This window comes from Streptomyces sp. NPDC047043, assembly GCF_040644055.1.
Taxonomy (GTDB): Bacteria; Actinomycetota; Actinomycetes; order Streptomycetales; family Streptomycetaceae; genus Streptomyces.
In genome coordinates this window covers 28,538-46,455 of sequence record NZ_JBEYVO010000047.1, presented here as the reverse complement: position 1 = coordinate 46,455, position 17,918 = coordinate 28,538, and the positions used below count along the sequence as shown (strand labels likewise).

At 69.8% G+C, this 17,918-nt stretch carries 12 protein-coding genes; 11 read left to right on the top strand and 1 reads right to left on the bottom strand.

From position 1 onward, the window contains the following. Positions 1–48 precede the first annotated feature (48 nt). Genes ABZ880_RS48460 through ABZ880_RS48450 form a run of 3 tightly spaced genes read left to right on the top strand, consistent with a single transcriptional unit; the run spans position 49 to position 1,159 of the window. Positions 49–222, top strand: a complete 174-nt coding sequence (locus ABZ880_RS48460; protein ID WP_361277457.1) for a hypothetical protein — start codon at positions 49–51, stop codon at positions 220–222. Then, positions 222–644, top strand: coding sequence for a TadE/TadG family type IV pilus assembly protein (locus ABZ880_RS48455; RefSeq protein WP_361277456.1), 423 nt, complete (start codon positions 222–224; stop codon positions 642–644). The genes ABZ880_RS48460 and ABZ880_RS48455 overlap by 1 nt, the downstream gene beginning before the upstream one ends. Before the next feature lie 14 nt (positions 645–658). Beyond that, entirely contained in the window at positions 659–1,159 is a 501-nt protein-coding gene (locus tag ABZ880_RS48450) for a TadE/TadG family type IV pilus assembly protein (protein ID WP_361277455.1), read from the top strand. Positions 1,160–1,179: 20 nt separating this feature from the next. Here ABZ880_RS48450 and ABZ880_RS48445 read toward each other — a convergent pair whose 3' ends face one another. After that, positions 1,180–1,515, bottom strand: coding sequence for a hypothetical protein (locus ABZ880_RS48445; RefSeq protein ID WP_361277454.1), 336 nt, complete (start codon positions 1,513–1,515; stop codon positions 1,180–1,182). Between the two features lie 84 nt (positions 1,516–1,599). Here ABZ880_RS48445 and ABZ880_RS48440 point away from each other — a divergent pair, with 84 nt between their 5' ends. From ABZ880_RS48440 to ABZ880_RS48405, 8 genes are all read left to right on the top strand, one after another. Next, positions 1,600–2,043 (top strand): Tad domain-containing protein, encoded by a 444-nt coding sequence (locus ABZ880_RS48440; RefSeq protein WP_361277453.1) that lies wholly within the window; start codon positions 1,600–1,602, stop codon positions 2,041–2,043. Then, on the top strand, positions 2,043–5,513 hold the full coding sequence (locus ABZ880_RS48435; RefSeq protein ID WP_361277452.1) for a hypothetical protein: 3,471 nt from the start codon (positions 2,043–2,045) through the stop codon (positions 5,511–5,513). Before ABZ880_RS48440 ends, ABZ880_RS48435 begins: the two co-directional genes overlap by 1 nt. A gap of 156 nt (positions 5,514–5,669) precedes the next feature. Further along, positions 5,670–6,422 carry a TnsA-like heteromeric transposase endonuclease subunit gene (locus ABZ880_RS48430; protein WP_361277451.1) on the top strand — a complete coding sequence of 251 codons (753 nt, stop codon included), beginning with the start codon at positions 5,670–5,672 and terminating at the stop codon, positions 6,420–6,422. Further along, positions 6,413–8,590 (top strand): integrase, encoded by a 2,178-nt coding sequence (locus ABZ880_RS48425; RefSeq protein WP_361277450.1) that lies wholly within the window; start codon positions 6,413–6,415, stop codon positions 8,588–8,590. Before ABZ880_RS48430 ends, ABZ880_RS48425 begins: the two co-directional genes overlap by 10 nt. Further along, on the top strand, positions 8,587–9,717 hold the full coding sequence (locus ABZ880_RS48420) for an ATP-binding protein (protein WP_361277449.1): 1,131 nt from the start codon (positions 8,587–8,589) through the stop codon (positions 9,715–9,717). The genes ABZ880_RS48425 and ABZ880_RS48420 overlap by 4 nt, the downstream gene beginning before the upstream one ends. Beyond that, positions 9,717–12,335: a TniQ family protein gene (locus ABZ880_RS48415; RefSeq protein ID WP_361277448.1), complete on the top strand. Its 2,619-nt coding sequence runs from the start codon at positions 9,717–9,719 to the stop codon at positions 12,333–12,335. The genes ABZ880_RS48420 and ABZ880_RS48415 overlap by 1 nt, the downstream gene beginning before the upstream one ends. Positions 12,336–12,416: 81 nt before the next feature. Then, positions 12,417–15,080, top strand: coding sequence for a DEAD/DEAH box helicase family protein (locus ABZ880_RS48410; protein ID WP_361277447.1), 2,664 nt, complete (start codon positions 12,417–12,419; stop codon positions 15,078–15,080). Between the two features lie 425 nt (positions 15,081–15,505). Beyond that, on the top strand, positions 15,506–17,611 hold the full coding sequence (locus tag ABZ880_RS48405) for a protein kinase (RefSeq protein ID WP_361277446.1): 2,106 nt from the start codon (positions 15,506–15,508) through the stop codon (positions 17,609–17,611). Positions 17,612–17,918 lie beyond the last annotated feature (307 nt).

The following is a 17,918-nucleotide window of genomic DNA, read 5'->3' as shown; positions in this document are numbered from 1 at the left end:
CGTCGGGGCGCGCGTGCCTGGCAGCGCGCGCACCGTGCGGTCCTGCGAATGACCACGCGCGTGCAGGAAGGCCTCCAGGAGGCCGCCCACCGTCCGGACCGCGGCGACATCTCCACCACCACCGTCATCATCTGGGTGGCCGCCGTCACCGGCGCCGTCCTGATCGCCGGAACCATCGCCGTCGTGATCGCCAAGTACAACGGCAAGCTCACCGGCCTGTGATGAAGCCTCCCGAGCGGCTGAAAGACTGGTGGCAGGGACGACGATGGCATGACGACCGCGGCGACACCTCGATCCAGATGGCGATCATCTTCCCGTTCGTGCTGCTCGCCACGGTGGCCGTCATCCAGGCCTCCCTGTGGTATTACGCACGGCAGATCGCGCTGACCGCGGCCCGCGAGGGCGCCTCCGCGGCCCGCGCCTACCAGGCGAGTCCGGCCAACGGAGCGGCCCAGGCGCGGGACGTGCTGGGGCGCACGGCGGGGGACAGCCTGAGCGGCTACAGCGTCGTGGCCAGCAGCGACGGGCAGCGTGTGCGGGTCCAGGTGACTGGTACGGCCTTGTCCATGATCCCCGGTGTGTCGGGCCTGCATGTCAGCCAGTCGGCGTCCGGCCCGGTAGAACGCTGGACACCGGGGGAGTGAATCACGTGCGTGACATGGCCCGTTGGGCTCACAGGCTTCGCCGCGACGAAGGCAGTGCCGCGATCGAGGCGGCCATCATCCTGCCGTCGCTGATCATGTTCCTGTGTCTGGCGATCGCCGGCGGCCGGATCGTCACCTCCGGCTCGAAGATCGATTCTGCGGCCGAGGACGCGGCCCGGGAGGCCTCCATTCACCGCACGGCGGCAGCCGCCCAAGGTGCCGCGCAGGCGGCGGCCGCCGAGTCGCTGGACGACCAGGGCATCAAGTGCGCGTCAACATCCGTCAGCATCAACACCGGCGGCCTGAGCGTGCCGGTGGGCCAGGTCGGCACGGTCACCGTGACCGTGACCTGCACGGTCACCCTCTCCGACCTGCTGCTTCCGGGCCTGCCCGGAGCCAAGACCCTCACCTCGACGGCGACCTCGGTAGTGGACCAGTACCGGACAAGGGCTCTTGGGTTCGCGAATTCTGAAGTGCCGTGGGGGCCGAACCCAAGTGCGGGTGCTCAGCAGTGAGCGCGCGAGGGCACTTGGGTTCACGCTCCGCGCCTCGAGCGTGCACGCGCTCTTGCCTGGCAGGTTGCCCGTGCGGTGCGCCAGACGGTCTCGAACTCTCCAGCGGTGAGGTCCTGCGGCTCGTGGGCGTCCCACTCGTGGACGGAAACCTCCGCCGTGACGCCGAATGTCGCCTCGTAATCCGCGAGAGTCCCGGCCTGCCGGGCGGCCTCCCATTCGGCCAACGAGGCCGCAGCGACGGGCTTTTCGAGCGGTCCTTGGAGTTCCACCTGGCGGGTGACCCAGCCGTCGGCGTCGACCTCGAAGTAGAACCAGGTGTCTTCCTCGGCCCAGTGACTGCGGAACCAGCGCGTCATGCCCCCATTGTCCGTGACCGTGCTGGGTCACGCCGACGGGGCGGCCGCCGCCGAACCTACGGCTTTTCCGACACGAGGCGACTGATGATCTTGCTTCGGATCCTGCGGACACGGTGTGACGACCGGGGAGGCGTCACGGTGTTCGTCGCGGTGTGCGTCTTCGCGCTGATCGGCATCATCGGCCTCGCCGTGGACGGCGGCAGCACCATGCGCGCCACCGAGCGCGCCGACTACATCGCCGGCGAGGCCGCACGGGCCGGCGGACAGGCCATCGACCCCGCCGACGCGATCAGCGGCACCGCCATCGACGTCGATCCGCAGGCGGCCGCCGCCGCCGCGCAGGCCTACCTGCACTCCGCCGGCGCCACCGGCACCGTCAACTTGTCCGGGGACGGCAAGACCCTCACCGTCACGATCACCGACGCGTACGACACGAAGTTCCTGTCGGTCGTCGGGATCGGCACGCTGCCGGTGACCGGCCACGGCACGGCCACCCTCCTGCACGGCGTCACACCCGAAGGAAATTAATGCGCACCACCACCCGCTCCCCCGCCGCACCGGCCGCCCGCACCCTGGCACGGATCCTCAAGGGCGTTCTGAGCCTGCTCGTCCTGGCCGCCGCGGTCGCCGGGCTGCCGCTGCTGCTGGCCTGGGCCACCCCCCTCATCTGGGCCGCCACCCACGACGACCTCACCCACCTGCTCGACCGGCAGGACACCGGCGGGGTCTTTCTGCTGCTGCTCACCTGCGTGGGCTGGATCGGATGGGCCCAGTTCAGCTTCTGCGCGATACGCGAACTCATCGCACAGGTACGGAGCCGGACGTGGCGCGTCCCGCGGGGAATGGGGGCCCCGCAGCGTGCCGCGGCGCTGCTGATCGGCAGCATCCTGGTGCTGCTGCCCACGAGTTCGGCCCTGGCCTCCGATGCGCAGGCCGCACCGGCCGGCACTGCGGGCCTGGTGCCCGGCCAGACGGGGGCTCAGGCCGCGCAGACCGCCGCCGACCCGACCTCCCCGACGTCCCCGGCCAGCACACCGACGCCGCGCACGTACACGGTGCGCGAGACGCGGCCCGCAGAAAGCCTGTGGGGCATCGCCGAACGCGAGCTGGGCAACGGCGAGCGGTGGCGGGAGATCGCCGCCCTCAACGAAGGCCACACCATGGCCGACGGCACGACCTTCCGCGCCAACAGCTTTCTGCAGCCCGGCTGGCAGCTGCAGATGCCCGAGACCAGCGCCCTTCCCGGAGGCGTCCGTGCGCAGCTGGGCGACGGCCGCGAGACTGCCTCCGGGGACCGGGAGCATGTCGTCACGGTCCACTCAGGTGACTACTTGTCGAAGATCGCGGAGGAGGAGCTCGGCGACGGTGACCAGTGGCCGGAGCTGTTCCAGGCCAGCAAGGACAAGCCGCAGCCACACGGCCTGCCCAAGATCACCAACCCGAACATGATCTACCCGGGGCAGCAGGTCACCGTGCCCGGCGCGCAGGCCGAGGAGCCGTCCCAGGACCGTGACCAGGGTGAGGAGGCGGGCAGCCAGGACACCACTCCCCCGCCGGCCGGCCAGAACCCGGACGGTGAGCAGAAGCCGGGCGAGGGCACGGGCACCGGCCAGGCGCCCGCGCCGAGCCAGACCACCACGCCCGCACCCCCATCGTCGGCCCCCAGCGCACCGGCAAGTCGCCCCGCCGAGCAGCCCGGAAAGGATCAGGCATCGCCCTCGGCACCGGCCTCCGCGACCCCGCAGCCCAGCGCCAGCGCGTCGCCCTCTGCCGCCTCCCCGCCGACGTCAGCCTCCGGTTCCGGTGCTGCCCCCTCCCCCGCCGCCACGGCGCCCCAGACGCCGGCGCCGGCTCCGTCCGACGGTCCGCTGAACCTGCGCACCGTCCTGGGCGCCGGCGCGCTGCTGGTCGCCGCCATCACCGGCGCGCTCGCCCTGCGCCGAACGCTGCAGCGCCGCCGCCGAGGGCCCGGCGAGACGATCGCCATCGCCTCGCAGACGTCCACCGCCGAGGCGCAGTTGGCGGTGGCCGCCGAACCCGGCACCGCCGCCCGCCTGGACCTGGCCCTGCGGACCCTGGCCGACCAGCTGGCCCACCGGGAAGAGGACGCGGTCCTGCCGCCGGTGCGGGCCGCACGCATCGGTGCCCGCACGGTGGAGGTGCTGCCTGAGGACCTCGCCCTGGAAGCGGTGGCGCCTTTCGTCTCCGGGACGGCCGGCTGGTGGGTCCTGCCCGCCGACGCCGACCTCCTTAACGAAGACGCCGCCCGCGACGTGCCGGCGCCCTACCCGGGGCTGGTCACGATCGGCAGCACCGAGGGGGATGACCTCCTGCTGCTCAACCTCGCCCGGCTGCCCGCCCTGCTGCTGGACGGCAATCCGGTCCACATCACCGAGGTGTGCACCTCGCTCGCCCTGGAGCTCGGGATGAGCCCGTGGGCCAGCGAAGTCGAGGTCGTGACGGTGGGGTTCGGCGAGGACCTGCCGCACCTGCTGCCCACCGCGCGGATCGCCCACCTGCGGCAGGCCGCGCACGCGCTGCGCGACCTGAGTGAACGGCTGCTGGAAGCACATCAGATGCCGGAGACCAGCCATCAGCCCTACCTGCTGCTGTGCGCGGCGGCCCTTGACTCGGACACCGCGTGGAAGTTCGCCGACGTCATCGACAAGGCCGGGACGGTGCCCGTCACCCTGGTCGCGCCCGCGAGCACGGCGGCCGCGCACTTCCCCCAGGCGGAGATCCTCAACGCCTCGGTCAGCGACCCGCAGCCTCTCCACGCCGCCGGCACCGACATCACCGTGCAGCGCCTTCAGCACGCCGCCTACCTTCAGATCACGACTGCGCTGCGGGTGTCCGCGCAGCCGCCGCACCCGGCCGAGGGCTCGTGGCAGAACATCCCGGACGAACCCGACGTCTGGCAGGAGCCCGCGCCGCAGGAGTTCGCCGGGCCCACGCCCGACACAGGCACAACCCCGTCCGCGGCGTCGGGCGCGGACGGGGGCGGCGAGGTCTTCCCGGCCCTGATCGCCGCCACCACGGATCCGTCCGGGCTGCGCCTGTTGCCCGCCACCGCGCCAACGCCCCAGGCCGATAAGGAACCCGAGCCGGGTACCGACGCGGAAAAGGCTCCGCCGCCGGCTTTTCCGGCTGCCGACTCCACCCACACGGCAAAGGCCACGCAAGAGGACGGCCCGGGGCCCGCCGTTGAAGAGCCAACGGGGTCGCAGGCGGACGACTGCGAGGCGCCAGACCTGCACGCCCCGGAGATCCGGGTCCTGGGCCCGGTCGAGGTGGACCGTGTGGACAGCACCGGCCACGGCCCGCGGATGGCGCAGCTCGCCGCATTGCTGTACTTCCGGCCCGGGCGCAGCGCTGATGTGCTGTGCGCCGACATGGATCCCGCAAGCCCCTGGTCGACGAGCACCCTCAACGCCCGCTTGCAGGGCCTGCGCCGCTGCCTGGGCAACGACCCGGACGGCAACCCCTACGTGCCGCGCCGCAAGGCGGGCGAGGACCCCTACCGGCTCGCCGGTGGCGTGCGCTGCGACTGGACCCACTTCCTCCAACTCGCCGAACACGCCCTCCCACAGGGCCCGGCCGGCCTGACCGACCTGGAAAAGGCACTCACACTGGTCCGCGGCAAGCCCTTCGGCGGGAACGCGCTGCCCTGGGCCGAACCCCACGCCCAGGAAATGACCACCCGCATCATCGACGTCGCACACACCGTCGCCACCCACCGCATCCCCGCGGGCCCCCACCACGACCTCGGCGCCGCCCGCCAGGCCGTCGCCACCGGCCTCGACGCAGACCCCACCGCCGAACTCCTCTACCGGGACTGGCTCCGCATCGAGGCTGCGGCCGCAAACCGGCAAGGACTGCACACCGTCCTCACCCGCCTCCACCACATCAACAGCGCCCTGGACTGCGACATGGAACCGCAAACCCAACACCTCATCAATCAACTCCTCCACCACACACCCGACATCCGCCGGCTGTAGGTTCCGGAGAAGCGTGAGCAATTCCGGGTGACCATGAGCACCGTCTGGGCATTTCCGGGCGATCATGAGCACTGGCTACGGTCAGTAATAGCCGTTTATCGGGCTGTTGTGATCTTTCACAGCGGCTGCGCACCAGTGCTCCGTACCGTCCCGGGTATGGCGGTACGCAGCATGAGCGGGGTCGGTGACGAGAGGGCGGTGCCCTCTGCGTCGATCCGGTACCTCGACGGTTCAGTGCGCACGGTGCCGTTCTCCAGATTGCGGCTGGCTGACTTCGCGGAGTCGGGGCCGTGGCGGCAGGTCCGCTCGGTGCACGGCCAACGGCACTACTCCGGCACGTACATGTCGGCCACGACGGGCGGGCCGGTCGTGTATGAGAGCCGACTGGAACTGGCCCGTTTGTTGCTGGCCGACTTCGATCCTGTAGTGCGGGAAATTTATGGCCAGCCGTGCCATCTGGTGGCCCGGTTCGGCGACCGTGTGCGTCGGTATGTTCCGGACTTCTTACTGGTGACGCGGTCGGGGACGGCGCGGGTGGTGAACGTCAAGCCGGCAGACCGGCTGGCCGACCCGAAGGTCGCGCAAGCGCTGGCCTGGCCACGTGGGCTGGTCGAGCGTCGTGGCTGGGAGTACGAGGCCTGGTCGGGCGCGGATCCTGTGATGCTGGCGAACGTGCGGTTCTTGGCGGCCTATCGGCGGCCCGGCGTGGTGGCGGAGCGCGATGTCCACGCTGCTTGGCGGAGCGTGCGGGACGGGGATGAGCTTGCGGTGGCCGAGCGGCGGCTGGCGGGCGGGCGCCCGGCCCACGAGGTGCGTCCTGCCCTGATGGCGCTGCTGTGGGCCGGGCAGCTGGTCACCGACCTGTCCCGTCCGCTCTCGGGTGACTCGGTGCTGCGGAGGTGCGCGTGAGCGCCTGGACTGCTGCGTTGCAGCCGGGGCTGCTGATCAGCTTTGACGGTGAGCAGTTCACTGTCGCCGAGGTCGCAGGGCGCCGGGTGTTGCTGCAGGGGGCCTCGAACGGCAAGGCCCCGGTGTGGCGGCAAGTCGATGTGACGATGCTGTTGTCTCATCCCTCGACGCAGGTCCTGGTGGAGGTCCCCGCGGAGGAGCCTGCGGCTGCCGCGCGGCTGGGCGGGCTGAGCGGCGAGGAGGACGATGAGCTGACGATCCGGGTCCGCCATGTCCAAGAAGTCCTCACCGGCTACCGGCTGGGCTCCTCGGAATTGCCGCTGGAAGGTGAGCCGCGGCCGGACTACGCTCCGGGGACTCCGATGCTGCACCGGTACGCGGCCAAGGCGGCCGAGCTCGGGGTGGGTGAAAGTACGGTCCGCCGCTGGGTGGCGGCGGTGCGGAAGTCCGGGCCGGCTGGTCTGGTGAGCGGGCGACCGGTGCGCAATGTGTTGGACCGGGTGGATCCGCGCTGGGTGGAGATGGCCCGCTCGGTGCTGGCAGGGCATGTGAAGTCCAGCCGCCCGGTGCGCAAGCTGGTCCTGCTGGAGATCGAGGAGCGCCTGGCTGAGGAGCATGGCCGCGGTGCGGTGCCGATCCCGGCAAAGACGACTGGCTACGAGCTGCTGCGCGAGCTGGCCAAGGGCACCAACGCCTTCGAGGGCAGCACCAAGGGCAAGCGCTCGATCGCGAAGCGGCCGCAGGGCGTCTACGGCCGGCTGCGGGCGACGCGACCGGGTGAATATGTGGTGCTCGACACCAACCGGCTGGACGTGTTCGCGATGGAGCCGGTGACCTGTCGCTGGGTGCAGTGCGAGCTCACCGTCGCGATGGACCTCTACAGCCGGTGCATCACCGGTCTGCGGCTGACTCCCGTGTCGACGAAGTCGACGGACGTGGCAGGGGTGTTGTTCGAGACGGTCCGTCCTCGGGCGGTGCCGGAAGACGGGGGTGAACCGCTGCCGTATTGCGGGGTGCCCTCCACCGTGGTGGTCGACGCGGACAAGCTGGTCGACCGAGACGGTCAGCCGTTGCTGCCCACGGTCGCGGCCGAGACGATCATCTTCGATCACGGCAAGGTGTACCTGTCGAACCACATCCAGAGCGTCTGCACGAAGCTGGGCATCTCGCTGCAGCCGGCCCGTCCGAAGACGCCGACCGACAAGCCGATCGAGCGCTGGTTCCGTACCCTCAACCAGGGGCTGCTGGCCGCACTGCCCGGCTACAAGGGCTCCGACGTGCACAGCCGCGGGGAGAAGGTGGAGGACGAGGCGTTCTTCTTCATCGACGAACTCGAAGCGATCATCCGGGAGTGGATTACCCGGATCTATCACCGGCGCCACCACCGCGGGCTGTGTGTCCCGGAGGTGCCGGGTCTGAAGCTGAGCCCGCTGGACATGTTCGAGCACGGCGTCACCCGCGCCGGCCCGCTCCGGATTCCGGCCCGCCCGCATCTGGCCCTGGAATTCCTGGAGGAGGAACGCACGACCATCCAGCACTACGGCGTCGAGATCGAGGGGCTGCGCTACAACGGCGACGGCCTGGACGACTACCGCAACCAGCCAAGTCCGTATGGCGGGGTGGATGCGGGCAAGTGGCCGATCGCGGTGGACCGCGGCGATATGACCAAGGTGTACTTCCAGGACCCGAAGAAGCAGACGTGGCATCCGCTCGACTGGGAACACGCGGCCACGCTCAACAACCCCTTCAGCCGGGAGGCGCTGGTCTATGCCCGCAGGCTCGCGCGGAAGACCCACCGGTTCCCGGACACCAAACGCGCGTTGGTCGAGCTGCTGGAGCGGTGGGGTGCCGGGCTTGCCGCGGACCGCACCGAGCGGCGGATGGCGGTGCGGTTGTCCCAGCAACGGCTGCGGCTGGTCGGCGAGGACGACGCCCCGACGGACGACGTGAACCAGTTGCCGTCGCTTCGCCGGCTGGCTGCGGTGGCGTCGTCCCCCGGGGGCTTGGACGCTGAGGGTCAGCCGGATCTGCCGGTGGTTGAGCCCGCTGGGGCAGATCTGGGCGGGGACGATGACGAGGACGACGAGTGCGAGGCCGCCTTCCCCGGCGACGAAGAAGTGCTGCCGGAGGAGGACGAGTTCTACGCCGACATCATGGACAGCCGGTGAGCCGGGCCGAGGAGGCCGGTGTCTTCGAGGGAGACGACCGGCCCTACTCGCCCACCCGGCTGGAGGGCTGGCTGGAGTTCGTGGACGGCCCCCAGCGAAGCCAGCCAGAGACGCTCTCTCGCCCGCAGCTGGCGGCCCTGTCCCCGGCGGCGCTGCTGCGGCACAACGACCGGCGGGCGGTCTGGCACGCGAATCTCGGGCCGATCAAGACTCCTCAACTGCTGCGGCTGCACGACGAGCTCGCCGAGATCGTCGACTCCAACCGGCATGACGGGGACAAGGCCAAGCCCGCGGCCCTGGTCGACGCCTATCCCGGGCTGGGCAAGAGCACGGCAGTGCTCGAGTACGGGCGGGACTTCCACCGCGCGCAGATCGCCCTGCGCGGAGAGACCTCCCCGCAGGGCCATCGCCGGGTCCCGGTCCTCTACATCGCCTTGAGCGGCAACACCCGTATCCGCGGCCTGAACGCGGCGATCTGCCGGTTCTACGGGCTGCCCACCCGAGGGGATGCCGACGCCCTGTCCGAACGGGCCAAGGACGCGGTGCTGAGCCTGAGGACGGCCGTCTTCATCATCGACGACATCCACTTCCTGGATGCCTCGGCCCGGGCGACCGCGACCATGGCCAACCACCTGAAGTTCCTGGCCAACACCTTCCCCGTCACCTTGATCTACATCGGCGTCGGGGTTCGCGAACGCGGCATCCTGACCGAGGGGCTGTCCCCCGATCAGACGCTGCACGCACAGTTCGGCCGCCGCACCACCGCTCTGTCACTGCGGCCCTTCCAGATCGACACCGAAGAAGGGCGCCTGGAATGGCGGCGCCTGCTGCTGACCATCGAGCACAAGCTGGTACTGGCCGAGAAGTATCCCGGAATGCTTGCGGATGACCTCTGCGACTACCTCCTGGCCCGCTCCAGCGGCCACTTCGCCTCGCTCATGGCGCTGATCAACCGCGGCTGCCTGCGGGCGATCCGCACGCGTCACGAACGCCTGGACACTTGGCTGATGGACCAGGTGAACAACGACGCGGCCGCCGAGGAAGCCCGCCGAGAACTCGCCTGCGCGCTGGAGGCCGGACTGCTGACATCCCGCCCCCAGGCCCGCCGACGCAGAAAGAGTGCGTGATGACCTGGATGGGCGGCTCGCTCCCGATCTCGCTGAGGCCGCTGCCCGGCGAGGCGCTGGAGAGCTGGATCGGCGCCTATGCCCGACGCCTGCACGCCACCAACAGCGCATTCCTGGACGCCATCGGCCTGACCGGGGCCCGCACGACACAGATGGCTGTGCGGCTCACCGAGGCCGAAGCCGACACCCTCCACCACGCCACCGGCATCCCGCTGCCCGTGCTGACCGCGATGACGCTCACGCCCTACGACGGGGTGGCCGTGACCATCCATCCCCACCGACGCCGACTGACCCGGCCTCCGGCCTGGAGATTCAACGGAGCCCGCACCCGCTACTGCCCCGCGTGTCTGGCCGAGAACGCCGGCCGGGGCCCGGTGTTCTGGCGTCTGCCCTGGGCCTTCGCCTGCCCCACCCACCGCACTGTGCTCCTCGACTTGTGCCCGCACTGCCAGCGGCCACCGAATCCGTGGAACGCACGCCGCCTCGGCCCACGCGGTGCGGGCGTCTGCACCCGCGACAACCTGACCAGCCCCACAGGCCACACCGGCCGACGTCCTTGCGGAGCCGACCTGGCGCAGGCTCCGGTCCTCCGGCTGCCCGAAACCGGTCTGGTGCTGCCAGCCCAGCAGCGCATCATCACCCTTCTCGCCAGTGACGCCTCCTCACGGCCGAAGGCACTGGCCGAGCTCAAGCAGCTGTACGCGCTGGCCTGGCGCATCCTGCGAGGCCTGCACACCGTCGCCGACCGGGCACCGGACGTCGTACGCGCCGCGCTGACCGAGTGCGGCGGAGTGCTACCGCAACTGACCGACGAGGATGTCGGACACGACGCCCACAACGCAGCCCTCGGCACCGCCCTGGCACACGTCGCTCTCCACCCCGGACACCGCGACCGCGACGCACTCTTCGACTGGGTCCTCGAGGCCGACCAGTCACTCCACAAGGGCCCGCGAGCCAACCTCGGCAGCCGAACGGCCAGATGGTCCTTCAGCGGCCCCGCACTCGTCGAGCGGGCCCTGGCCAGGCTCGACCGCCAAGCCACCCTGCATGCCCGGCTGCGCTACGCCAGCGCCAGCCCCCGCCCGCGCTGGCCCAGGCTGCCCGCCGACACCATCATCCAGCGGGCGGCGCTGATCCCCTCGATGCTCTGGCCGGGCTGGACCATGCGCCTGCTGCCGCGGCTGAAAGACACCGTCAACCTGCGCGTCGGCGCCTTCCGGCGCGGCTGCAGCAGCTTCCTCCTGCTGCCCGGCGGACCGCCCAAGCTGAACTTCGAACGCGTCGGTCCACTGCTGAACAACGGCCAGATCCACACCGATCGCGACAGCGTCGAGCGACGCCTCTACCGCCACCACGACCTGACCCCGTTGGCCTCGACACTGGCCCAACTCGCCTACGCGCTGGACGCCCACGGCGCCCCGATCGACTACGCGCGGCGCAGGGTCACGTTCACCTACGCCTCCATCCACCTCGATCACAGCGCCTACCAGCGGCTCTGCGCCCAGCACGGCTGGAGAACCGGACAGGAGCACCGCACGTCCCTGCTGCGCTGGTATCTGCTGATGCTGCTGACCGGCGAGATGCACCCGCCGCCCAGCGGCGCCAACACACGATTCGCCTGGAACTGCACCGAGTTCCGTTTCCGCGCACCCCCAGCCCTTCGCTCGTTCCTGCGCCGGCAGGCCGAGGACAACCTCGCCCGCCACGGCATCGACGAACCCCTGACCTGGGAACCCCCCAACTCCTGGGTGACCGGTGCGACATGGCCCGGGATCAGCCCCACAAGCCTTGACCCAGACGATGTCCGCGACCTCCTGAGCACGGTCACCTCCGTGAACGAAGCCAGCGATGCGCTCGACCTGACGCCCGAGCACATCCGCCTGTACTGCGACCTCGCGGACATCGGCACGCCCACCCCCAGTAACGCGATCGGCAACCTCGCCAACCAGCTCACGCCCGAGGCCGCCGAGGTCCGCCAGGGCATTCTCGCCCCAGACAAGCTCCGTGACCTCTACGAAAACCATCAACTGCACCTCGCGCACATCGCCCGGCTGGCGTCCTGCAACCCCGGTACCGTCCGCGCGCTGCTGATCCACGACGAAGTCCCGCTCCGCCCGCGGCCCGACCGGCTGCCACCACGTCCCGACATCACCCGCGCATGGCTTCAGCGCGAGTACGTCGAAAAGCGGCGCACCATGGCCGAACTCGCCCGCGAACGCGGCGTCAGCCACTACCACCTGACCACCCTGGCCAGAGGATGGGAGCTCCCCATTCGCAGCACCGGGCGCCGCTACAACGCCATCGGCCACCTCGACCTGCCCTGGACCCCATCCCCGGCCATCCAGGCCGTGACCGCATCCCCCACCGCACTCCACCGGCTGCAAACCCTGATCCAAATCCCCGGCCACCCCACCATCGCCACCGCCGCACGCGCCATCTACGGCGGACGCGACGGCGCTCTCAGACAACGCATCACGAAGATCGAAAAGGCTGCCGGATTCCAGATCATCGACCGCTCCACCCGCCCTCTCGCCCCCACCCCACGCGGACACGACTTCCTCCGCGAGGCCACCGAGATCCTCCGCATCGCCGACAAGATCCGTCCGAAATCCCAGTGAGCCTCTGCAACAGGGGCGCCGGGAGAGGGAAACCTGAATGCTTTCGCTGCGTGACGTACGCGCAGTCTGGATCATGGGAGCGTGGAGGATTGGTCCGACTGCTTCGATCCCGACGAGTTGCGCATCCGTCTCGACGTGGTGCGGGAGGAGAACGCAGAGCTACACGAGGAAATCGCCCGACTGAGAGCCGACAACGCGCGGCTGCACAGCCTTCTGGGCCGCGATGTCCAGGCCACTCCCGCCGCCATCCCGTCCGTTCCCGAGCCGGTCGCCCTCCCGCCGTCCACGGGGGCCGGTGGCCTGCCGTATGCGGATGCCTCCTCCAGCGCCGAGGCGAAGATCGCCCTCTTCAGGGCCCTGTTCGCAGGCCGCGAGGACGTCTATGCAAAGCGGTGGGTCAGCGCCAAGTCCGGCCGAACCGGCTGGAGCCCGGCCGAGGACAACCCGTTCGACAAGAACAAGGCCGACGAGGACCGGGTCTTCTGGCCGCTGACCGACGAGACCCTCTACCGCCACCTGGACCCGACCCGGCAGGGGCGCAGCGAGCTGCACATCGGCCTGTATCCGCTGCTGGCCGACGACGCCTGCCGCCTGCTGGCGTGCGACTTCGACGGCAAGAACGGCAGCGACTGGCGCGCCGACGCCAGCGCGTACGTCACGGCCTGCCACGAGGCGGGGGTACCCGCCGTCCTGGAGATCTCCCGGTCCGGGAAGGGCGCGCATGTGTGGACGTTCTTCACCGCGCCCGTCGCGGCGGCCACCGCCCGCGCCCTGGGGATGGCACTGCTGCGCCGGGCGATCGACGCCCGCGGCCAGATGGCGCTGTCCAGCTACGACCGGCTCTTTCCCGCCCAGGACTTCCTGCCGACCAAGGCCAGAGGCAGCTTCCGGTTCGGCAGCCTGATCGCGCTGCCGCTGCACGGTGTCTCCCGCGCCAAGGGCACCACCGTCTTCGTGGACCCCGACACCTGGGAGCCGTATCCAGACCAGTTCGCCCACCTGTCGCTAACCGAGCGGCTGGCTCCGGCCGATGTTGAGGCGCTCGCAGGCAAGCTCGGCCCGGTCAAGGCCGGCCCGTCCCCGACCACCCCTCAGCTGGGTGCCCGCCCTCGCCGCAAGGCCCTCGGCAAGGCACCCGCACGCGTTGCAGCCCGGCTCTCGGCGATGCTGGCGATCTCCACGGCCGGGCTGCCGCCGCAGCTGCTGGCCGCACTCAAGCACGCCGCGTCGTTCCACAACCCGGAGTTCTACCGCAAGCAGAACCAGCGCTTCTCCACCTTCAACACCCCGCGCCTCATCTGCTGCTTCGACGCCTCCGACCCCGACTGGCTGAGGCTGCCCCGCGGTCTGGCAGACGAGGCCGCCCAGCTCATCGCCGCCGCCCGGGGCGCCCTCACCATCACCAGCGACCTGCCCGAACCCGCCCCGATCACCGCCCAGTTCACCGGCGTGCTCACCCCCACCCAGCAGCAGGCCGTGGACGCGATGGCCAAGCACCCGGCGGGCACCCTGGTCGCGCCGCCCGGCTCCGGCAAGACCGTCATGGCCTGCGCCCTGATCGCCCACCACCACACCCCGACCGCAGTGATCGTCAACCGGGCCGAGCTGCTGACCCAGTGGAAGGACCGGCTGGCCGCGTTCCTGGACCTTGGAGACGGCCACGTCGGCACGCTCGGCGGCGGCAAGGACCGCCGCGGCCATACCGTCGACCTGATCATGCTGCAGACGCTGTCCCACCGCGACGCCCCCGACGACCTGCTCGACGGCTACGGGCTGGTCATCGTGGACGAGTGCCACGCCGTCGGCGCCCCCGGCGCCGAGGCCGCGATCCGCCAAGCGAAGGCGCCGCGGTGGGTCGGCCTGTCCGCCACCCCGTACCGCGCCGACCAGATGGACCCGGTGATCACCATGCTGTGCGGGCCGATCCGCCACGAGATCGACGACGCCAGCACCTTCGCCAAACACCTCGTCATCCACACCACGACCTTCACCACCGACGAGCCCGGCACCGACGGCGCCTCCATCCAGGCCATCTACAACGAACTCGCCCACACCACCAGCCGCAACCGGCTGATCGCGGCGGACATCGCCGACGCCGCCAGGCGCGGCCGCTGCAGCCTGGCCCTGACCAACCGCGTCGAACACCTCCACCAGCTCACCGAAGCCCTCCAACCGCACGGCATCACCCCGCTGATCCTGCACGGCGGCATGCCGCCGGCCGAACGCGCCCGGGTCCGTTCCGCCCTGGCCGAGGAGCACGATCAGCCGCTGGTGCTCCTGGCGATCGACAAACTCGCCGGCGAAGGCTTCGACGCACCGCGCCTCGACACCCTCTTCCTGACCAACCCCATCTCGTTCAAGGGACGCGTCATCCAGCAGGTCGGCCGGATCATGCGCAACACCGAGGCCAGGAAGCCCCACGTCGAGGCCCACGACTACCTCGACGCCGACGTCCCCCTCCTTCAGCGCATGCACCACAAACGCCGCCGCATCCTCGAACGCCGCGGATTCACAACGACCACCCCCGACAATCTCCCGCCCGCACCACCCCGCCCTCCTGTCCCCGCCGCCCGTCAGCCACGCCCTTCGGCCGTGGCGGCGCCGAGCGTGGCGGAAGTACGGGCCTGGGCCCGCGAACACGGCATGGACGTACCACCACGCGGCAGACTCCGCGCACAGATCTGGAACGCCTGGCACACCACCCACCCAGCCACCAACGGCCAGCACACCCACCCCACCCCATAGCCGACGAACCCCGGCCAGCAAAACCCGCGATCACCAACACGACCGCGGAGGAGCCACCGACTGCTCACCATCCACCAACACTCCCCGCTTGAAGGCCGTTCGTTAGCAGTGGACTCAGCAAATCCGTGCCTGCGTTAGCAATGACTACGGTCGGTAGTGATCGGCTGTGCGGCACTTTCCCGTGTGCAACCTCATGCGCCAGCGCTCGTGCAGTTGCGCGTCACGGTCGGGTTGAAGATTGAACGAGTGATCGTCCACAGTCGGGACCGAGGCGGCAGGACTCACCGCCGCCGCCGTGGTCCTCGCCGAGAAAAGGACGCCGTTTCGCGCCTCCGCGGTCGGAGATTGCGGAGGGTTCATGCGCCCCCACCGATCACCGCTATGGTGACCGAGCCATTTGCGTGATCGTTGGCTCGGGGGTGGAGATGGACCAGGGAGAGAGGAGCCTCACTGCTCTGGGGCACTACCAGGTGGCTGAGTTATTGGGCGCCGGCGGGATGGGCGAGGTCTATCTCGCCCACTCCCCCTCCGGACGGGCGGTGGCCGTGAAGGTCATCCGGGAGGACCTCGCTGCGAGACCGGGATTCCGCGAGAGGTTCGCCCGTGAGGTCCAGGCGGCCCGACAAGTCAGCGGCGCGTTCACTGCGCCGGTACTGGACGCGGACACAACCAGTGACGTCCCGTGGATGGCCACCCAGTACGTCGCCGGTCCCTCTCTCGACAACGCGGTGAAAGAGCGAGGCCCGTTGCCCGCCGAGGAGGTCTGGCAACTGGCGTCCGGTCTCTGCGAGGCACTGCGGGACATCCATCGAGTCGGTCTGGTGCACCGGGACTTCAAACCGGCCAATATTCTGCTGGCCGAAGACGGGCCCAGGGTCATCGACTTCGGAATCTCCCGCATCGTGGACGCAACCGCTCTGACACAGAGCGGGGAGATGATGGGGACTCCGCTGTTCATGGCACCGGAACAATTCCGGGATCCTCGTGAAGCCGGGTCGTCCGCCGACGTCTTCGCCTTGGGTTCGGTGCTGGTCTACGCGGCGACTGGGCACGGTCCGTTCGACGCCGACACCCCCTATGCGATCGCCTGGAACGCGGTCCACGAGGAACCGAACCTCTCAGGGCTGCCGGAGTCACTCCGTCCGGTCGTGGAACCGTGCCTGCACAAAGAGCCCTCCGCGCGACCCGACCTGGAAGCATTGCTGGCTCTCTTGTCGTCCCGGCGTGAGCGGCGCACCCAGCCGGCGCTGGCGCGAGGTGCAGCCCTCGCACTCACACGTCGTAAACGCCTGCGCCGCGGCGCGTCGGCGCTGTCGGCGCTGGTATGCGCGGCGCTGGTGGTCGGCGTATGGCAGTGGTGGCCCCAGTCCGAGGGCGGCGAGGCGGACGCAGCTCGGCCATCCGCCACCGCCCCACGAGCGACGCCGACGCCGGTCCATTTGCCGGGCTGGAAGCCTTGGACAACCCGGTTGGGGGACGGTCTGCCCGACGTCTCGCCCACCTGCCGCTACCGGTCCGCGGCTCTTTGGTGCACCGAAGGCACCACTCTGGCGGCTCGTCTGGACCCGCGCACAGGGAAGGCGATCTGGCGGCGGACCTTGAACAACCACGCGGCCCCCACCCTCCTCGGTGTGACGCAGGAGGCTGTCGTGGTCGGCGAGAACAACGAAGGCGCGCGGACCGATGCGTACAGGATCTGGACATTCGATGCACAGACCGGCAAACCCTTGCGTGAACAGGTGATCGCCGGCGCCGAGAGGTGCGTCGTCGCCGAAGAGACCCTCTTCTGCACGCAGGGCGGAGCGATCACCGCCCGAGAGCCGGTGGGCATGGAACGCATGTGGACTGGTGCTTCGGGCTGGGACCTGCTCTCCCCGGGCACCGGAGAGTCCTTCGACCATGTCTACGTGGTGAAGCCTGACGCGAGCGGACGCCCCACGGAAGTCGGAGAGATCACGCAGGGCGACGGAACGCTCCTCTGGCATTGCGATGTCCCTCAGGGAGCCGATCTCGTCACCGTCTCCGGGAATTTCGTGTACGCCACGGGGTCCTCGTCCTCCGGCGCCGAGGTGAGCAGGCTGATGCGGATCGACCGCAAGACCGGCGCGGTGAAGTCGCTGAAGCTGGAGGTTCCCGAGGAACTGCTAGGCGTGGCGGGGCAGGTCTTCTACGCTCATAGCGGCACGGGGGTGGTCAGCGCCTATGACATCTCCGCGAAGAGACGCCTGTGGTCGTCAACCACATTGCGGGACGGACTCTCCGCTCCGTCGGTGGACGGCGACCGCGTCCAATTCTTGTCCAAGGACGGAACGGTCATCGCCTTGGACCGGCGCACCGGCGGTGTCCTGTGGCAGAGCCAGCCCTCGATAGGGACAGTCCGTGCGACCGAGTTCATCGGACCCATTCCGCGGCTCGTCACCCTGGGCGACGTGATCATCGCTCCCGCCCCCGATCTCCTGCTCCGTTCCTTCCTTGCTCCTGCGGCGAGCACGGCTTCGCCCACTGGCGGCGCGATTGAATCCGACCGTTAGCAGGGGCCGGGTCGACAAGAACACGAGACGGAACCTGCGCTCTGAGCCCGGGAATCACGAGGATTCGACCGAAGATACAGACATTGCCCAGCAAGAACGGCACATCATGACCTCAGGATCGGGTGCCAGAAGGTGCGGCGTGAGCACCACGGCAGGCCCTGCCGATCCGCCAAAAGGCCGTTCCACCCAACCCCTTCGCCAACACCGACCGTCGCCACAAGAGAGCCCCTCACGACCGAGAATGCTCACAACAGGCCGACACACACCGTGCTCACCAAGCCCGGATTTCTGCATTCCCGCAGGGGCA